At 72.8% G+C, this 15876-nt stretch carries 16 protein-coding genes; 6 read left to right on the forward strand and 10 right to left on the reverse strand.

The window, feature by feature from the left end:
• Positions 1-3 precede the first annotated feature (3 nt).
• Both FHS39_RS25575 and FHS39_RS25580 read right to left on the reverse strand, forming a co-directional pair.
• Positions 4-672 carry an ABC transporter gene (locus FHS39_RS25575; protein WP_246470429.1) on the reverse strand — a complete coding sequence of 223 codons (669 nt, stop codon included), beginning with the start codon at positions 670-672 and terminating at the stop codon, positions 4-6.
• Positions 669-1517 (reverse strand): ATP-binding cassette domain-containing protein, encoded by an 849-nt coding sequence (locus FHS39_RS25580; protein WP_246470430.1) that lies wholly within the window; start codon positions 1515-1517, stop codon positions 669-671. The genes FHS39_RS25575 and FHS39_RS25580 overlap by 4 nt, the downstream gene beginning before the upstream one ends.
• On the opposite strand from FHS39_RS25580, the gene FHS39_RS23370 reads away from it, so the two are divergent.
• Positions 1516-2289, forward strand: coding sequence for a peptidyl-tRNA hydrolase (locus FHS39_RS23370; RefSeq protein WP_184351404.1), 774 nt, complete (start codon positions 1516-1518; stop codon positions 2287-2289). The two genes, FHS39_RS25580 and FHS39_RS23370, sit on opposite strands and share 2 nt — an antisense overlap.
• Here FHS39_RS23370 and FHS39_RS23375 read toward each other — a convergent pair.
• Together FHS39_RS23375 and FHS39_RS23380 are read right to left on the reverse strand one after the other, a co-directional pair.
• Complete coding sequence (locus FHS39_RS23375; RefSeq protein ID WP_343069709.1) at positions 2275-3771, reverse strand: ATP-binding protein; 1497 nt, start codon at positions 3769-3771, stop codon at positions 2275-2277. The genes FHS39_RS23370 and FHS39_RS23375 overlap by 15 nt on opposite strands.
• Positions 3764-4441, reverse strand: coding sequence for a response regulator transcription factor (locus FHS39_RS23380; protein ID WP_184351405.1), 678 nt, complete (start codon positions 4439-4441; stop codon positions 3764-3766). Before FHS39_RS23380 ends, FHS39_RS23375 begins: the two co-directional genes overlap by 8 nt.
• 137 nt (positions 4442-4578) lie before the next feature.
• On the opposite strand from FHS39_RS23380, the gene FHS39_RS23385 reads away from it, so the two are divergent.
• Positions 4579-5133, forward strand: coding sequence for a hypothetical protein (locus FHS39_RS23385; protein WP_184351406.1), 555 nt, complete (start codon positions 4579-4581; stop codon positions 5131-5133).
• A 165-nt stretch (positions 5134-5298) separates the two neighbouring features.
• Here FHS39_RS23385 and FHS39_RS23390 read toward each other — a convergent pair whose 3' ends face one another.
• Positions 5299-6462, reverse strand: coding sequence for a copper resistance D family protein (locus FHS39_RS23390; protein ID WP_184351407.1), 1164 nt, complete (start codon positions 6460-6462; stop codon positions 5299-5301).
• A gap of 118 nt (positions 6463-6580) precedes the next feature.
• Here FHS39_RS23390 and FHS39_RS23395 point away from each other — a divergent pair, with 118 nt between their 5' ends.
• The gene (locus FHS39_RS23395; protein WP_221463136.1) at positions 6581-7849 is read left to right on the forward strand and encodes a polysaccharide deacetylase family protein; all 1269 of its coding nucleotides are present in this window, start codon (positions 6581-6583) and stop codon (positions 7847-7849) included.
• Positions 7850-7870: 21 nt separating this feature from the next.
• Here FHS39_RS23395 and FHS39_RS23400 read toward each other — a convergent pair whose 3' ends face one another.
• Positions 7871-9946: a transglycosylase domain-containing protein gene (locus FHS39_RS23400; RefSeq protein ID WP_343069710.1), complete on the reverse strand. Its 2076-nt coding sequence runs from the start codon at positions 9944-9946 to the stop codon at positions 7871-7873.
• 169 nt (positions 9947-10115) lie between these two features.
• On the opposite strand from FHS39_RS23400, the gene FHS39_RS23405 reads away from it, so the two are divergent.
• Positions 10116-10511, forward strand: coding sequence for a BlaI/MecI/CopY family transcriptional regulator (locus FHS39_RS23405; protein ID WP_184351408.1), 396 nt, complete (start codon positions 10116-10118; stop codon positions 10509-10511).
• Here the strand turns inward: FHS39_RS23405 and FHS39_RS23410 are convergent.
• A complete protein-coding gene (locus FHS39_RS23410) occupies positions 10508-11383 on the reverse strand; it encodes a polysaccharide deacetylase family protein (RefSeq protein WP_425507810.1) in 876 nt (291 codons plus the stop codon). The genes FHS39_RS23405 and FHS39_RS23410 overlap by 4 nt on opposite strands.
• Positions 11380-12447 (reverse strand): cell division protein ZapE, encoded by a 1068-nt coding sequence (gene zapE, locus FHS39_RS23415; protein WP_343069714.1) that lies wholly within the window; start codon positions 12445-12447, stop codon positions 11380-11382. Before zapE ends, FHS39_RS23410 begins: the two co-directional genes overlap by 4 nt.
• 118 nt (positions 12448-12565) lie before the next feature.
• Between zapE and FHS39_RS23420 the strand changes: the two genes are divergently transcribed.
• A complete protein-coding gene (locus tag FHS39_RS23420; protein WP_184351410.1) occupies positions 12566-13342 on the forward strand; it encodes a pyrimidine reductase family protein in 777 nt (258 codons plus the stop codon).
• Between the two features lie 217 nt (positions 13343-13559).
• Entirely contained in the window at positions 13560-14057 is a 498-nt protein-coding gene (locus FHS39_RS23425; RefSeq protein WP_184351411.1) for an indole-3-glycerol phosphate synthase, read from the forward strand.
• A 20-nt stretch (positions 14058-14077) separates the two neighbouring features.
• Here FHS39_RS23425 and FHS39_RS23430 read toward each other — a convergent pair whose 3' ends face one another.
• Positions 14078-14770, reverse strand: a complete 693-nt coding sequence (locus FHS39_RS23430; protein WP_184351412.1) for an ABC transporter ATP-binding protein — start codon at positions 14768-14770, stop codon at positions 14078-14080.
• Complete coding sequence (locus tag FHS39_RS23435; RefSeq protein ID WP_184351413.1) at positions 14767-15831, reverse strand: ABC transporter permease; 1065 nt, start codon at positions 15829-15831, stop codon at positions 14767-14769. The genes FHS39_RS23430 and FHS39_RS23435 overlap by 4 nt, the downstream gene beginning before the upstream one ends.
• Positions 15832-15876 lie beyond the last annotated feature (45 nt).

The raw sequence follows: 15876 nt of genomic DNA on the forward strand, positions 1-15876 counted from the left end.
CCGTCACCCCCGCCGCCCGCTCACCGCACACGCCACCCCCACTGCCACAGCCGCAGACACCGCCGCCGCGGCGAGCGGCAGGACGCCCATGTTGACCGTCCCGTCCAGGGACCCCGTGACCATGCCCGTCACCGCCGCCTCCGCGGGCGACCCTTCCGCGAACAGGACCAGGAAAGCGGCGAGCACCGTCGCCGGGACCGCCCATGCCGTGCTGCGCAGGAGCGGGCGATTGCACAGGGCGCCCACCGCCGTGCCGAGCAGCACGCACGTCAGCACCGCCACCAGGCCGGCCGCGGTGGCCTCGCCGACGGGCACGTCCACCTGGTGGTCGGAGCTGCGCGGCTCGCTGATGGCCGCCACGACGGCGGTTGCCGCCACGCCCACGACCGTCGAGGCCAGCAAGCCCGTGAGCACCGCGGAGAGGTGCACCCGCCAGGGCCCCGCGGCGGCGGCCGCGCAGTCCCGGGCCGCCTCCGGCTCGTTGGTGACGCAGACCCGCACCAGCCAGGCCGTCACCGGCACGAGTGCGGCGGCCGCATAGCCGAAGGAGTCCAGGATCGGCTGACCCGTTCGTACGCCGATGAACATGAAGGCGGCATACAGCAGCAGCGGCGGAAGCCAGCGGTGCGAGCGCAGCAGCAGGGCGGTCTGATAGCTCAGCAGGGCGGTCATCGGCTCCGCTCTCCCTCGGGGGCGACGGTCGTCACGGCGCGGATGTGCCACGGCGGACGGGCGGTCAGCAGGGCACGCAGCAGGGCGTCGGAGGACGCCGCGGCGACGGTCAGCCGGACGGCACCGGGCGCGGCGGCCGGTTCGCGGACGGTGCCCTCCGGCAGCCCCGCGGGCAGCTCCGCTCCGGACGGCCCCTCGGCCTCGACCCGCACGCGCGGCTCCGTCCGGCCGGTCCCGGCGACGGGGCTCACCCGCCCCTGCGCCACGCGGAAGACGGCGTCGGGCGCGCCCGCCAGACGGCGTGTGTCGTGGTCGACGAAGACGACGGTCGCGCCCGCGGCGACGCGTGCCGTCACGGCGTCGTCCAGGACGGTGCGCGACGCCGGGTCCAGGCCCGTCCACGCCTCGTCCAGGACGAGGAGTTCGGGGTTGGAGAGCAGGCCCTGGGCCACGGCGACCTTCTGGCTGGTGCCCTTGGACAGTTCGGACAGCCGCGTACGGGTGTGCTCGCCGATGCCGAACCGGTCGAGCCACTCGCGGGCCGCGGACCGGGCGGCGGCCCGGCCGAGGCCGTGCACGCGGCCGAGCCCGGTCAGGTACTCCAGCGCGGTGAAGGGCAGCGCGGGTGGGAAGCGCTCGGGCACGTACGCGGTGCGCGGGCGGCCCGTGATGCTGCCGGCGCCCGGTGCGTCGACCCCTGCGAGCAGCCGCAGCAGCGTGGACTTCCCGCTGCCGTTGGCGCCCTCGACCCGCAGCAGCGCACCCGCCGGCACGTCGAGGTCGACGTCGCGCAGTATCCACGGGCCACCGAGTCCATAGCGGCGCCCGACCCCCCTGAGCCTCATGCGCCTCACGGTAGCTGGTGCCGACCGCCATCCGGCCGGCTGGCAGACTGGGGGCGTGACCGGCTCAGACATCCCCGATCCGCGCGATGCCGCCCCGCAGTTCGTCCTGCCGCTCGTCGTGCGGCTGGAGAAGGACCGCCCGCCCGCCCGCACCGACGCTCTCCAGACGGCGGCCCGTGCGGTGCTGACGCTGCTGTCGGACGAGCGCGCCACCGCGGAGGACGGCGAGTGGACCCGGGCGGTACGGGACTGGCAGGACGGCCGGATCCGCAAGGTGGTCCGGCGGGCGCGGGGCGCGGAGTGGCGCAAGGCGTCCACCCTCCCGGGCATCACGGTGACGGGCGAGAGCGCCGAGGTGAGGGTCTTCCCGCCGGTACCGCTGGACGGCTGGCCCAGAGAGCTGGTCAAACTTCAGGTGTCGGGCACGGACCTGGACGACCCCGCGCCGCCGGCGGCGCCCGCTCCCGAGCGGCCGGTGCTCTGGTTGAACCCGGCGCTGGAGATGACCGCGGGCAAGGCCATGGCCCAGGCCGGGCACGGCGCGCAACTGGCCTGGTGGGCGCTGGACGATGAGGCGCGCGCCGCCTGGCGCGCGGACGGCTTCGCGCTGTCGGTACGGACCGCGCCGGACCCCGAGCACTGGTCGGAGCTGACGGCAAGCGGGCTACCGGTGGTACGGGATGCGGGGTTCACCGAGATTGCGCCCGGGCCGACTGTTGCAGTCGAGGGCGGCCAACGCATCTGCCCTCTCCCCCGCCTACGACGGCCGTAGGCTGCTCTGCGTCCCGGCGCGGAAGTGGTGGGGCGGGATGGGCAGTCGGGTGCGAAAGACAGTCGTTCCCGGGGCGTCGAGGACGGTGAGGGTGCCTTTGTGGATGGCCGCGATGTCGCGGGCGATCGGGAGGCCGAGGCCGGTGCCGCCGTCGTCGCGGCTGCGGGCGTCGTCGAGGCGGGCGAACCGTTCGAAGATCCGCTCACGGTCGGCGGGCTCGATCGGCGGCCCGTCGTTGGTCACGTCCAGGACGGCGTGGCCGGAGGCCCGGTCGGTGGTGAGGCGGACGGTGACGTGCCTGCAGGCGTGGCGCTGGGCGTTGTCGAGCAGGTTCGTCAGCAGCCGTCGCAGCCACAGGGTGTTGCCGGGGACGGTGATCGCCGTCGGGGCGTGGACGGCGACCGGGTGGGGTTCGGCGCCGCGGGCCGCGACTGTGGTGTGCACCAGGTCGGCGAGGTCGACGGGTTCGTCGGGCCAGTCCTGGTCGGTGGTGTCCAGGCGGGCGAGGAGCAGGAGGTCGGCGGCGAGGGCCTGCAGGCGTTCGGTGTCCTCCAGGGCGCCGGCCACCAGGTCCGTGTGCACGTCGGGGTCGGAGTGGGCGAGGGCGACTTCGAGCTGGGTGCGCAGGACGGTCAGGGGGCTGCGCAGTTCGTGGGAGGCGTCCGCGATGAAGCGGCGCTGCCGGGTGCCTGCGGCTTCGAGGCGCTGGAGCATGGCGTTCATGGTGCCGGCGAGGCGGGCGATCTCGTCGTCGCTGCGGGGCTCGGGAACGCGGCGGTTCAGGTCACGGTCCCCGATGGCGGCGACTTCGGCGCGGATGGCCTCGACCGGTCGCAGGGCACGGCCGGTCGCGCGCCAGGTGAGGGCGCCGACGGTGAACAGCAGGACCGTGCTCAGTACGGCGAGGGCGGCGGTGGTGAGGTCTTCGGCGGCGTCGGCGGTGTGCAGGGATGCGCCGACGTAAATGGTCACGGGGCCGGTGGGTGTGGTGGCGGCGATGCTGGTGACGCGCTGGTGGTGTGCGTGGCCCCGGGCCCGGAGGTTGAAGGTGCTGTGGCCGTTGGGGTGGCCGGCGGGGGCGAGTGAGGGGCGGCCGGTGAGGTTCTGGCTGGCGGCGACCACCGCGCCGTTCGCGTCGACGACCTGGATGAAGTCGGTGCCGCGGTCGAGGGGAAGCGGGCTGGTGAGACGGCCGTCGGTGGCGAGGCGGGCCACAGCCTGGGCCTGCTCACGGGTATCGGCCTCGACGGTACGTTCCAGGTTGACGCGCAGCAGGAAGACGACGGCGGCCGAGGCCACGGAGAGGACGACGGCGACGCTGACGCAGGCGGCAAGGGTGGTACGGGCGCGGACCGAGCGTGGTGTCAGGCGGTCGACGAGCACCGCGGCGCGCGGGTGGCGCGCCAGGTGGCGGTGCGCGGCCGCGCGCAGGCGGTGGTGTGCGGCGCCGGCGGATGCACCGGCGGGGGTCCGGTCAGCCACCGTCGGCCGCCAGCCGGTAGCCGGCGCCGCGGACGGTCTGGACCGCGGCTCGCCCGAAGGGGGTGTCTATCTTGCGCCGCAGGGCGCTGACGTGGACCTCGACGGTGTTGGGGTCGCTGTCGAGGGCGCTGTCCCAGACGGCGTCGAGGATCTCCCGCTTGGAGACGGCCTCGCCGGCCCTGCGGGCAAGGTGGTCGAGGATGGCGAACTCGCGGGGGGTCAGGGGTATCGCGGTGCCGGCGCGCGTGCAGGTGCGGGCGGCGGAGTCGATGACGAGGTCGCCCAGGACGGTGCGCCGGGGCGCGCGGCTGCCGATACGGCGGGCCAGCGCCTTGAGGCGGGCGACGAGCACGACGAAGGAGAACGGTTTGGACAGGTAGTCGTCGGCGCCGGTGTCGAGCGCCTCGGCCTCGTCCCATTCGCCGTCCTTGGCGGTGAGCATCAGGATGCCGACGTCGCTGCCGCAGGCCCGCAGGCGTGAGCACACCCGGTAGCCGTTGAGACCGGGCAGCATGACGTCGAGCACGACCACGTCGTAGGCGTGGTCCATGGCCCGGGCCAGGCCGGAGGGGCCGTCGTGGGCGACGTCGACTGTGAATCCCTGGGCGGTCAGCCCGTGCCGCAGCGCCAGGGCCAGCCGGCGTTCGTCCTCCACCACCAGTACTCGCATGCGCACCAGGGTCGCAGGTTCGCCGGAACGGACAGCCAGCGGCGTCTGCCGGTCTTCAGCTGATCTTCAGCAACGCACGGACATCCTCACGGTGTCGCCCGGGGACGTCCCGGGCCTGGCGAGGATCGGGGTGTGTCATGAGCGAGTCCATGGGAACGGGTGAAACGTTGCCGCAGGAGGAGTCGAAGGCCGCGGGCAGGACGCGTACGGCTCCGGGCCGCGCCGGCCGGTGGGTGCGCGGCCGGTCGGCGCGCTGGGTCGCGGCCGGGGCGGCCGTGCTGGTGATCGGCGGTGGCGCCGCGGCGGCGGTGGCCCACCATCACCACGAGGGTGAAGAGGGCCACGGCCATGGCCACGGCCGTACGGCGGCTGCGGATGACCGGGGACGGCATGACGGCCGGGACGGCTGGGGCAAGCGGGACAACCAGGACGGCCGTGAGGGTCGCCAGGAGACCGGGCGTGACGTCCACGCGGCGCCGGCACCGTTGCCGTCGACCAGCGCGGCCGACGCGGTGGCCAAGGCCTCGTCGGCGGTGTCCGGCGGCAAGGTGGAATCGCTGAGCCCGGTCGCCGAGCAGGGAGGTGGCCGTGGCTGGCGGGTCGTGGTCCTGGGCCCCGACGGCGTGCGGCACGCGGTGACCATCGACGGAGCCGGCGACACGATCACCGGCAACACGGTCCTGGGCGGCTGACCCACCGACCGGGTGCGGCCCGGCCGCGCCGCACAGCAGGGAGCGTCGTCGCCTTGGGCGCCACGACACCCACCCGAGCGGCCCACCGCCGCCCAGCTGTGCCGGCGCGGCCGGTCATGAGGACCGGGGCCCGACACGCGGTCAGGCCCAGGCCCGCTCGCGGGATCAGGGCGTGGACGCGATCCGGCGCCGGGAGAGGGCGTCGGAAGCCTTGGCCGTCATGCAGAGCGAAGCGGCGAGGGTGAGGACGAGTGCGGCGCCGACGGCGAAGATGCTGCCGGTCGCGACGGGCGCCGGGCCACCGGCGGAGCGGGCGGAGCCACTGAGGAAGGGGACGACGGCCAGGACGCCGACTCCGAGCACGACCTCGGCCCAGACGACCTTCGGGAAGTGCCGCAGCGTCAGGTGAAGGAGAGAGGCCGTCGCGTCGGCGCGGCGGGCGCGGGCGATGCGCGGCATCAGCCAGAACTGGTTGAAGGCGCCGGCCGCGACCATGCCGAGGACGAGCAGGGTCTTGACGAACAGGAAGAGGCCGTAGGTCGTCGTCCACAGCTGCCCGATGCTGCCCACGTGCTTCCAGGAGATCCACAGGCCGGACGTCAGCACTGCCCCGACGCAGACCAGGGCGACGAGGCTGAATCGCCGCCAGATGTCCGCCCACAGCAGGCCGGCGTTCTCGCTCAGGTGGCGGCGGGCCCCGGCGAGGGCGACGAGGAGGACCAGTCCACCGATCCACACGGTGCCGCTGACGATGTGGATCTGGTCGAAGACGAGATCGAGCACCTTGTTCGTATCGGCGGGGGCGGTGGCCGGTATTGCTGCGATGAGCGTCACGGCGAGCGACAGCGGCAGGGCGGTCAGCGCGAGGGCGTTGAGGTGACGGCGTGCGCCCAGGCTGAACAGGGCGATGAGTGCGGCGGATGCCAGCACGAGGGCGATGTTCTGGACCAGGTAGATCGTGCCCTGCGGCACCCATGTGCCTTTCGCTGCGGGGGCGCGCAGGAAGTCCCGGATCCGTCCCGGCGCGAGCGCGTCCCCGAACGGCATGCCCTTGCCGGCCCGGGCCAGCCGGGCTGCGAGCTGGAAGTAGCCTGCCACCAGCAGCACCACCCCGGCCCACGCCAGGGAGAGTGCCGTCCGCCGCTGCAGGGCCGCGACGTCGCCGCGATCGTTCTCCGGCGCGCGCAGGGCGGGGCGTACTGCTGCCGCGTACGTGAGGGTGAAACCGATGGCACCACACAGGCCCATGAAATAGCCGGATTTGGTCAGAACCCTCCAGAGGGGAGGGGTGGCATAGGCCATGGTCGCGGCGAGGTGCGCAGAACTCATGAAGGTAAGGCTAACCTAAATGGTCTCGGGTTTGTCTATGCCCATTGCTACGGAGTTGTCACACAAGCCTGTGATACTGACCGCCTGAACGTATGTACTGGCGCCAGGGAGTACGAAGTTGTCGAAGAGGTCTGTGTACGGTGCGACGGCTCTGGGCTCCGTGTGCGTCGTGACCGCGCTCGTCGTCGGGCTCATGAGCGGTGACGGCGACGGAGGCAAGGACGATCGCAAGGCGGACGCCTCCGCCCCCTCCGATGCCCGGGCCGGGGCCAGGACGGGCACCGACGGTGCCAAGAAGCCGGAGGAGGTGTGGGACGGCAAGGTCCACGTCCTCGGCGACGGCTCGACCTCCTACACCGGCCCCCAGCCCAAGGTGGCCAAGCCCGAGAAGCTCAAGCCGGGCGAGAAGCCGCCGCAGTTCGTCGTCTTCTCCTGGGACGGCGCGCTGGAGAACGACGACCATCTCTTCTCCCGCTTCCGCGCCCTGGCCAAGCAGAACAACGCGCAGATGACGTACTTCCTCAGCGGCATCTACCTGCTGCCGAAGTCCGAGCGGCAGAAGTACCAGGGGCCCGGCCACAAGCCGGGCGAGGCGGCCATCGACTTCACCTCCGACGCGCACATCAAGGACACCCTGGAGCAGCTGCGCGCCGCGTGGCTGGAGGGCAACGAGATAGGCACGCACTTCAACGGCCACTTCTGCGGCCCGGGCGGGGGCGGCTACTGGAGCACCGACCAGTGGAAGCAGGAGACGGCGCAGGCCTACTCCTTCGTCGAGAACTGGAAGACGAACACCGGCTTCAAGGACGTCCCCCCGCTGCCCTTCGACTACCAGAAGGAGCTGGTCGGCGGCCGCGCCCCCTGCCTGGAGGGGCAGAAGGCGCTGATACCCGCGGAGAAGTCCATGGGCTGGCGCTACGACGCCAGCTCGCCCGGCGACTTCCAGCTGTGGCCGTCCAAGATCGACGGCATCTGGAACTTCCCGCTGCAGCTCCTGCCGTACCCGGGGAGCGACCGTCAGGTGCTCTCCATGGACTTCAACTTCCTCTACAACCAGTCCGGCGAGAACAACACCCACGGTGATCCGGCCAAGCAGCCCGAATGGGAGCAGCTGACCCGCCAGGGCTACCTCAACGGCTTCGAGCGCGTCTACAACGGCAGCCGCGCCCCGCTGTTCATCGGCAACCACTTCGAGGACTGGAACGACGGCATCTACATGAAGGCCATCGAGGACGTCATGAAGGACGTCTGCCGCCGGGACGGGGTGCGCTGCGTCTCCTTCCGGCAGGTGGCCGACTGGCTGGACGCCCAGGACCCGAAGGTGCTGGCGAAGCTGCGCGGTCTGGACCCCGCGCAGGCGCCGGACTGGAAGACCTTCCTCAAGTAGGAGACAAGCAGCAGGCCCGGGTCACCGCCCGGCGCTGCTCATGTACTTCGTCCAGATGTCGATGGGGTAGCTGCTGCCGGCCGCCGTCTCCCCGGCGCCGCCCATGCCGTCCAGCGGCAGCAGCAGCTGGGTCTTGGGGTCGATCCGGGAGAGCGAGACGGCGGTGGACACCTTGCCGCGGTATCCGGCGAACCAGGCGGACTTGTTGTCGGTGGCGGTGCCGGTCTTGCCCGCCGCGTCCGGGCCCGCCGCGTTCGCGGTGGTGCCGGTGCCGCGCTTGACGGCCTCGTGCAGCGCGTCGTCGACGGAGCCGGCGACGCCCGCGGGCAGGACCCGCTCGGGGGTCGGCTTCTCCACCTCCACCGCGTTGCCGTTGCGGCTGAGCCGGTCCACGGAGTACGGCTCGCTGTGGATGCCCTTGGCGGCGAAGGTGGCGTAGGCCCCGGCCATGCGGATGGCGCTGGGCGTGCTCGTGCCGAGGGAGAAGGCGGGCACCTGGGCGCCGAGGCTCTCCTCCAGCAGGCCGGACTGGACGGCGGCCCTGCTCACCCGCTGCAGGCCCACGTCCATGCCCAGCTGCATCATGGGCCCGTTCACGGACTGCACGACGGCCTCGCGCAGGGAGACCTTCCCCCAGGACTTGTCGCCGTCGTTGACGGCCTTCACGATCTTCCCGGAGCGGTCCCAGTACGGACCCTCCGGGGTGCGTATCGCGACCTTGTTGTCCCCGTCGTAGACGCTCGAGGGCGTCACCGGCCGACGGGCCGCCCCGCGCTGGAGCTGGACGCCGTCGCGCAGCGCGGCGGCGTAGACGAAGGGGGTGAAGGCGCTGCCCGCCGGGACGACGGTGGAGTTGGCGTCGTTGAACCCCTGCTTGAGGTAGTCGGGACCGCCGTAGAGGGCGACGATGCGCCCGTCGGTGGTGACGGAGGCGGCGCCGATGCGCACGTTGCGGTCGACCTCGCGCTGGGCCGGTTCGAGCCGTTCGCGGATGCTGTCGACGGACTTGGCGAGCGCATCGACCTTCGGCTTCTCGAAGGTGGTGCGGATCTGGTAGCCGCCGAGGTCGAAGTCGGCCTCGGAGACCTTGGTGTGGGCGGCCACGTAGGCGCGGGCGGTGTCGACGAGGTAGCCGGTCTGTCCGGTCAGCCCGGCGGGCTTGGGCGGCGCCTTGGGCTCGGGGAAGGTGGTGTAGGTGGCCCGCTCGGCGGGGGAGAGCTTGCCGATGGTGACCATGCGGTCGAGGATCCACTTCCAGCGCTCGACGGCCCGCTCGTGGTTCTTGGCGCTGACCGACGGGTCGTAGAGCGCGGCGCCCTTGAGCAGGGAGGCGAGCAGCGCGCCCTCGCTCGCGTTCAGCTGCGAGACGTCCTTGCCGTAGTAGGCGTGGGCGGCGCGCTGGATGCCGTAGCTGCCCCGCCCGTACCAGCTGGTGTTGAGGTAGCCCTCCAGGATGGCGTCCTTGCTCATCTTGTTGTCGAGCTTGATGGCGATGACCATCTCGGTGAGCTTGCGGGTGAAGGTCTGCTGCTGGTTGAGGTAGGCGTTCTTCACGTACTGCTGGGTGATGGTGGAGCCGCCCTGGGTGTCGCCGCCGGTGAGCATCTTGGAGACGGCGCGGATCATGCCGCTGGGGGAGATGCCGCTGTCGGAGTAGAAGGTCTCGTTCTCGGCGGCGAGCGCGGCCCAGCGCACCTTCTCGGGGACCTTGTCCAGGGCCGCGTCCTGCCGGTTGACCGGGCCGGTGCGGGCCATCTCGGTGCCGTCTGCCCAGTAGTAGACGTTGTCCTGCTGGGTGGCGAAGGCGTTGAGGTCGGTGGGTATGTCCGTCCGTACGTACAGGATCGCGACGGCCGCGGCGAGGGTGCCCAGGACGAGGGCGGCGCTGCCGAGCACCTGACGCCAGGAGGGCACCCAGCGCCGGAAGCCCTGCCGGCCCGGGCGGGGGTAGAGCGGGCGGAAGCGGCTCAGGGGGAAGCGGCCCAGCCGGAACCGCCGGGCAGCGGGCCGCCGACGGCGACGGTGCGAGCCGCGGGCGGCGTGGGAGCCCTCGGGGGAGGGGTTCTTGCGGAACTTCGCCCTGATTCTTTCGACCACCGATTGACCCTGACCTCGTCCGAACACCTGTCGACAACACTGCCGCTCGATATGTGGTGAGTCTCCCACAATTGGAATCTGACACTCCGTCAGATTTTCGCTGGAGGGTTACTCCTCTACACTCCTGTAGAGGACATTGCAGGATCAGCAGAAGGAAAGCCTGAAAATCATGGGACCGGCCACACCCGCCACCGTCGTGCGCCAGGGCAGGCGCCGCGCGAACGGCGCGCTGGAGAGCGAGGTCCTGGCGGCCCTGCAGCGGGCCGGGGCGCCGCTGACCCCGCGCGAGGTCCAGGCGACGCTGCCGGGGGAGCTGACGTACAGCACGGTGGTGACGATCCTGTCCCGCCTGCACGGCAAGGACGTGCTGACGCGGACGCCGCGCGGGCGCGCCTACGCCTACGCTCCGGTCGCGGACGAGGCCGGGCTCGCCGCCCGCCGGATGCACAAGGTCCTGGACACCCTCCCCGACCGGGAGGCCGTGCTGGTCCGCTTCGTCGACGGGCTGACGGCCGCGGACGAGCTCCTGCTGCGGCAGGTGCTCTCGGGCCGGGTCTTCCCCTAGTTCCCGCCCTCGCCGATCAGCTGCGAGACCCGTACGAACTCGTAGCCGCGCGCCCGCAGCTCGGGGACGATCCGGCGCACCGCCTCCTCCGTCATCGGTGCCGCGCTGTGCGTGCAGTGCATCACCACGACCGAGCCGGGCTTGACCTCCGACAGCACCTGGGTCACCACGGGTGCGGCCTGTTTGGCGAAGGCGTCGCCGCTGACGACGTCCCACTGCACGGCCGTCACCTTCGTCGCGGCGATCTCACGGAGCACGGAGTCGTCGTGACAGCCGCCGGGGAAGCGGAAGTACGGGACCGTGTGCTGCACCCCGGCGCGCCGGAAGGCGTCGAAGGCGCGCTCGACGTCGGCGCGGGCGGTGCCGGGCTTGACGGTGGGCAGGCCGTAGCAGGGCGTCGTGAAGGCGTAGTGGGAGTACGAGTGGTTGGCGACCTCGAAGAGCGGGTCGGCGCCGATCGAGCGGGCCTCGTCGGGGTACTGGTCGGCCCACTTGCCGGTCATGAAGACGGTGGCGGGCACCTTCAGCCGTTGCAGGGTGGCGATGAGCGCCGGGTTGTCGAACCGCTCGCCGCGCGCGGCGCGGGGGCCCTGGTCGGCGGTCATGTCGGCGTCGAAGGTGAGGGCGACCTGCTTGGCGCCGTTCCGCTTGCCGTGCGAGAAGACGGGGGCGGCGCCTCCCGGGCCCGGCGGGAGGGTGGGGGCGGCGGGGGACGGTGCGGCCGAGGGAGAGGCGCTGGTCGCCGAAGGGGCGGGGGACTTGGCCGTACGGCCGCCACCGCCACCGCTACTGCCGCCACCGCAGGCGGTCAGCGTGCAGCACAGCAAGGCGGCCAGGGCCGCGGCGGACCGTCCGGCCGACGGGGCCCTCACCCCTGCGCCAGCGGCTTGGCGTCGCGCGCCAGCGCCGTCAGCCGGGATATGGCGCGGAAGTACTTCTTGCGGTAACCGCCCGCGAGCATCTCCTCGCTGAACAGCTCGTCGAACGGCCGCCCCGAGGCCAGCACCGGGACCTCGCGGTCGTAGAGCCGGTCCGCGAGCACCACCAGGCGCAGCGCCGTCGACTGGTCCGGTATCGGCTCGACGCCGGTGAGGCAGACGGCCCGGATGCCGTCGCACATGGCGCCGTAACGGCTCGGGTGGACCTTGGAGAGGTGGTCGAGGAGGCCGGGGAAGGCGTCCAGGGAGGCGCCGTCCGCGGTCTGCGCCACGCGGCGGACGGTGGCGTCGTCGTAGGGCGGCGGGGCCTGCGGCAGACCGCGGTGGCGGTAGTCCTCGCCGTCGATGCGCAGCGGGCGGAAGTGGGCGGACAGGCCCTGGATCTCGCGCAGGAAGTCGGCGGCGGCGAAGCGGCCCTCGCCCAGCTTGCCCGGCAGCGTGTTGGACGTGGCGGCGAGCGCGACGCCCGCCTCGACCAGCTTGCCCAGCAGCGTGGAGACGAGCACGGTGTCGCCCGGGTCGTCGAGCTCGAACTCGTCGATGCACAGCAGCCGGTGGCCGCTGAGGGTCTGCACGGTCTTCTGGAAGCCCAGCGCGCCGACCAGGTTGGTCAGCTCGACGAAGGTGCCGAAGGCCTTCTGCTCCGGGGCGGCCGGGGTGGCGTGCCAGAGGGAGGCGAGCAGGTGGGTCTTGCCGACGCCGTAGCCGCCGTCGAGGTAGACCCCGCGCGGGCCGGCCGGGACGGCGGGCTTGGTCTCGCGGCGGAACCAGCGCTTGCGGCTGCCGCCGGTGGCGCCGTCCAGCCCCGCGGCGAAGCCGTCGAGCATGCGGACGGCGTCGGCCTGGCTGGGCTGGTTCGGGTCGGGGATGTAGTTGTCGAACCGCACCGAGTCGAAGCGCGGGGGCGGCACCATTTCGGCGACCAGGCGGTCGGCGGGGACGTGCGGGGCGCGCGAGGTGAGCGCCACGGGTCCGGCGGCGGACCGCTGCCCGGGTATCGGGCCGGAGCCGGTGGTGCTGGCGGGGGATGCGGTGGAGGACGACACAGCTCTCCAGGGTAGTCGCTCGGCGGGTGCGGCCCGTCCCGGGCGGAGCGAGCCATGTCACACTGCCGGCATGCGACGCCTGTTCCCCTCCCCGCTCACCCCCGCCGACCTCGAAGACCGCGAATGGGGGCTGGACGAGCTCGCCGACTTCTACGCCTACCCCGAGCAGGCGGGCGTCGGCGGCCGTGCGTGGCTGCGGGCCAACATGGTCTCCTCCCTGGACGGCGCGGCCCACCACGAGGGGCGCTCGCAGCCGCTCTCCTCCGCCGCCGACATGCGGATCTTCGGCACGCTGCGGGGCCTGGCCGACGCCGTCGTGGTGGGGGCCGAGACCGTACGTCAGGAGGGGTACCGGCCCGCGCGGGCGCGGGAGGCGTTCGCCGCCCGCCGGGCGGCGCTCGGTCAGGGGCCCGCGCCGGTGATCGCGGTGGTGAGCGCGGGGCTCGACCTGGACTTCTCGCTTCCGCTCTTCGCCTCGCCGCTGGTGCCCACGATCGTGCTGACGGGCGCCGGGGCGCCGGCGGAGCGGGCCGAGGCGGCCCGGGCGTCGGGCGCCGAGGTGGTCGTGGCGGGTGAGGGACGCGGGGTCGACCCGGCGCGGGTGCCTCAGGTGATGGCCGAGCGGGGGCTGACGCGGCTGCTCACCGAGGGCGGGCCGCGGCTGCTGGGGCAGTTCGCCTCGGCCCGGGTGCTGGACGAGATGTGCCTGTCGCTGGCGCCGGTGGTCGCCACCGGCACGGCGCCGCGCATCATGAGCGGTCCGCCGCTGGCGGTGCCGGAGCGCTTCGCCCTCGGTTCGATCCTGGAAGAAGAGGGTTTCCTCTTCACCAGCTACCGGAGGATCTGATACCGAGGAGACCCACGAGCGAGGAGGCCCACGGCGGGTAACGGTTTCCGAAGGATCTGACAATCGGCGGAATTTGCCGTTCCGGTTACCTTCCGGTGGGCAGAATTGAGTCAGACGCTCCCCCAAGGGCACGGGATACAAACAGCGGCTCATGGGGAGCACGCGCAGGATGGTTTCTGTTGGGCCCGGTGGCCCACGTAGGAGAAGGGCCCTCACCGTGTTCACGAGCGTATTGATGATCGAGCAGCCGCTGTCCGCCACGGACGTCGACTTCGTCACTGGCCTGCACGACGACGCCCTGTCCTTCGTGGTCCTCATGCGGCCCAGGGGGGACGAGGACCGGCTGCTGCGCGCCATGGACGACGTGGCCCTCGGCGAGCTGGAGCAGGCGGTCCACGAGGCCGACGAGCCCGAGGGCGAGGAGGCGCAGCGGCCTGCCGCCCTCGCCCTGGAGCACTCCCTGCGCCGGCTGCGCGAGGCGGGCTGCGAGGCCGTCGGCCAGCTGATCGACGGCCATCCGCTGGACCTGCTGCGGTCCGTCGTCGAGCAGACCCATGCCGACGAGGTGATCGTGCTGACCGCCCCGCACTTGGTGGAGGAGTTCTTCCACCGCGACTGGGCCTCGCGGGCCCGGCACAAGGTGGGTGTGCCCGTCCTCAAGCTCTACGCCCACGCCGACGAGGAGACCGAAGGGGAGACCCAGGAGCAGGGCTGAGCGGCCCCTGGGCGCACCGTTCAGCCCAGCCGGCCGTCCCGCATCGTCAGCACCCGGTCCGCCCGGCCGAGCAGCCCCCGGTCATGGGTGACCAGGACTGTCGCCGTGCGGTGCCGCCGCGTCACCCCGGCCAGCAGCTCCACCACCTGCTCGCCGCGCTCGTGATCCAGCGCGGACGTCGGCTCGTCCACCAGCAGCACGGACGGGCCGGTGAACAGCGCGCGGGCGATGTTCACGCGCTGCCGCTCGCCGCCCGACAGCCGGTGCGGGCGGCGGCGCCGCCCGGCCTCGCCCAGGCCCACCGACTCCAGCAGCTCCTCGGCCCGCGCCCGGGCGCCCCGCACACTGCCGCCCCGCAGGTGCTCCACGGCCAGCAGCTGCTCGACGGCCGTCAGGGACGGCAGCAGGTTGGACTGCTGGAAGACGATGCCGACCTGCTCGCGCCGCAGCCTCGTCCGCTCCCGGTCCGGCATCCCGGCCGTGTCCCGCCCCGCCAGCACCACCCGTCCCGCATCCGGGCGCAGCAGCACGGATGCCACCGCGAGCAGGCTCGACTTCCCCGACCCGGAGGGCCCCACGACGGCGACGAGCTCGCCGGGGGCGACGGCCAGGGACACCTCGTCCAGCGCGGTGAGGCGGCGGTCGCCGTCCGGAAAGGTGAGGGTGACGGACTCCAGCGACAGAGCGGTCGCGGTCTTCGTGGCGGCGGTCATCGTTGGGCTCCCAGCGCGGTCAGCGGGTCGACGGAGGTGATGCGGCGTACGGCGAGGGCGGAGCCGGCCAGTCCCAGCAGCACCATCGCCGCCACCGGCACGGCCACCGTGGCCGCCCCCAGCTCGAAGGGCACCGCCGAGGAGGCCAGCCCGCCGCCCAGCGCACCGGCCGCGCCGCCCAGCACGGTCCCGGCGGCCAGCACGGCCAGCGCCTGAGCCAGCGCGTCCCGCACCAGATAGCCGCTGCTCGCCCCCACCGCCTTGAGCACCGCGATGTCCGGGCGCCGCTGCACGGTCCACACCGTGAAGAAGGCCCCCACCACCAGCGCGCTCACCACGAACAGGAAGCCCTGCAGGAGGCTGAGCGTGCCGTGCTCGGCGGCGTAGCCGTCGATGCCGTCCAGCGCGTCCTGGACCCCCACGGCCTTCGTGGTCCGGGCGGCTTCCCCGGCCGGGCTCCCGCCGCCGGTCACCGCGAGCGCGGAGGGCTGCCGCTGGTGGCTCACCTCCGACCAGGTGGCGAGCGTCGTCCAGACGCTGGGCGCGTGCCCGTAGCCGCGGTCCGCGGTCAGGCCGGAGACGGTGACCTCACGCGTGCCGAGGGTGACCCGGTCGCCCACCCGCAACCCCGCCTCCCGGGCGGTCCGCTCGCCGACCGCCACCCGGCCGTCGCCCGGCGCAGCACCGGCCGCGAGCGGCGGCAGCAGCGCCTCCGACGTGCCGAAGACGCTCACCGAGGTCGCCGAGCCGTGCGCCGTCAGCCGCGTCATCGCCACCCCCAGCGGCTCCGCCGAGCGCACCCCCGGCGCCCCCCGCCAGGCGGCACTCTGCTGCTCGTCCACGGTGCTGTTGCCGAACGACACCTGCGGCGAGGCGCCCGCCGGGGCGCCGAAGACGATGCGCTGCGCGGGCAGCTCCGCGACGGCCGAGGACGCCTCCCGGGCCAGCCCGCCGGTCAAGCCGTGGAGAAAGACCACCAACGTGGTGATGAGCGCGACCACCGAGCCCATCAGGGCGAACCGGCCCCGGGCGAAACGGATGTCACGAAGAGCGACGAACAACGGAAAAGACCCTCCCGGTCTCGGGAACCCCTAGGACACGCCCTA

Origin of the sequence: Streptomyces olivoverticillatus, from assembly GCF_014203555.1 — a bacterium.
Taxonomy (GTDB): Bacteria; Actinomycetota; Actinomycetes; order Streptomycetales; family Streptomycetaceae; genus Streptomyces; species Streptomyces olivoverticillatus.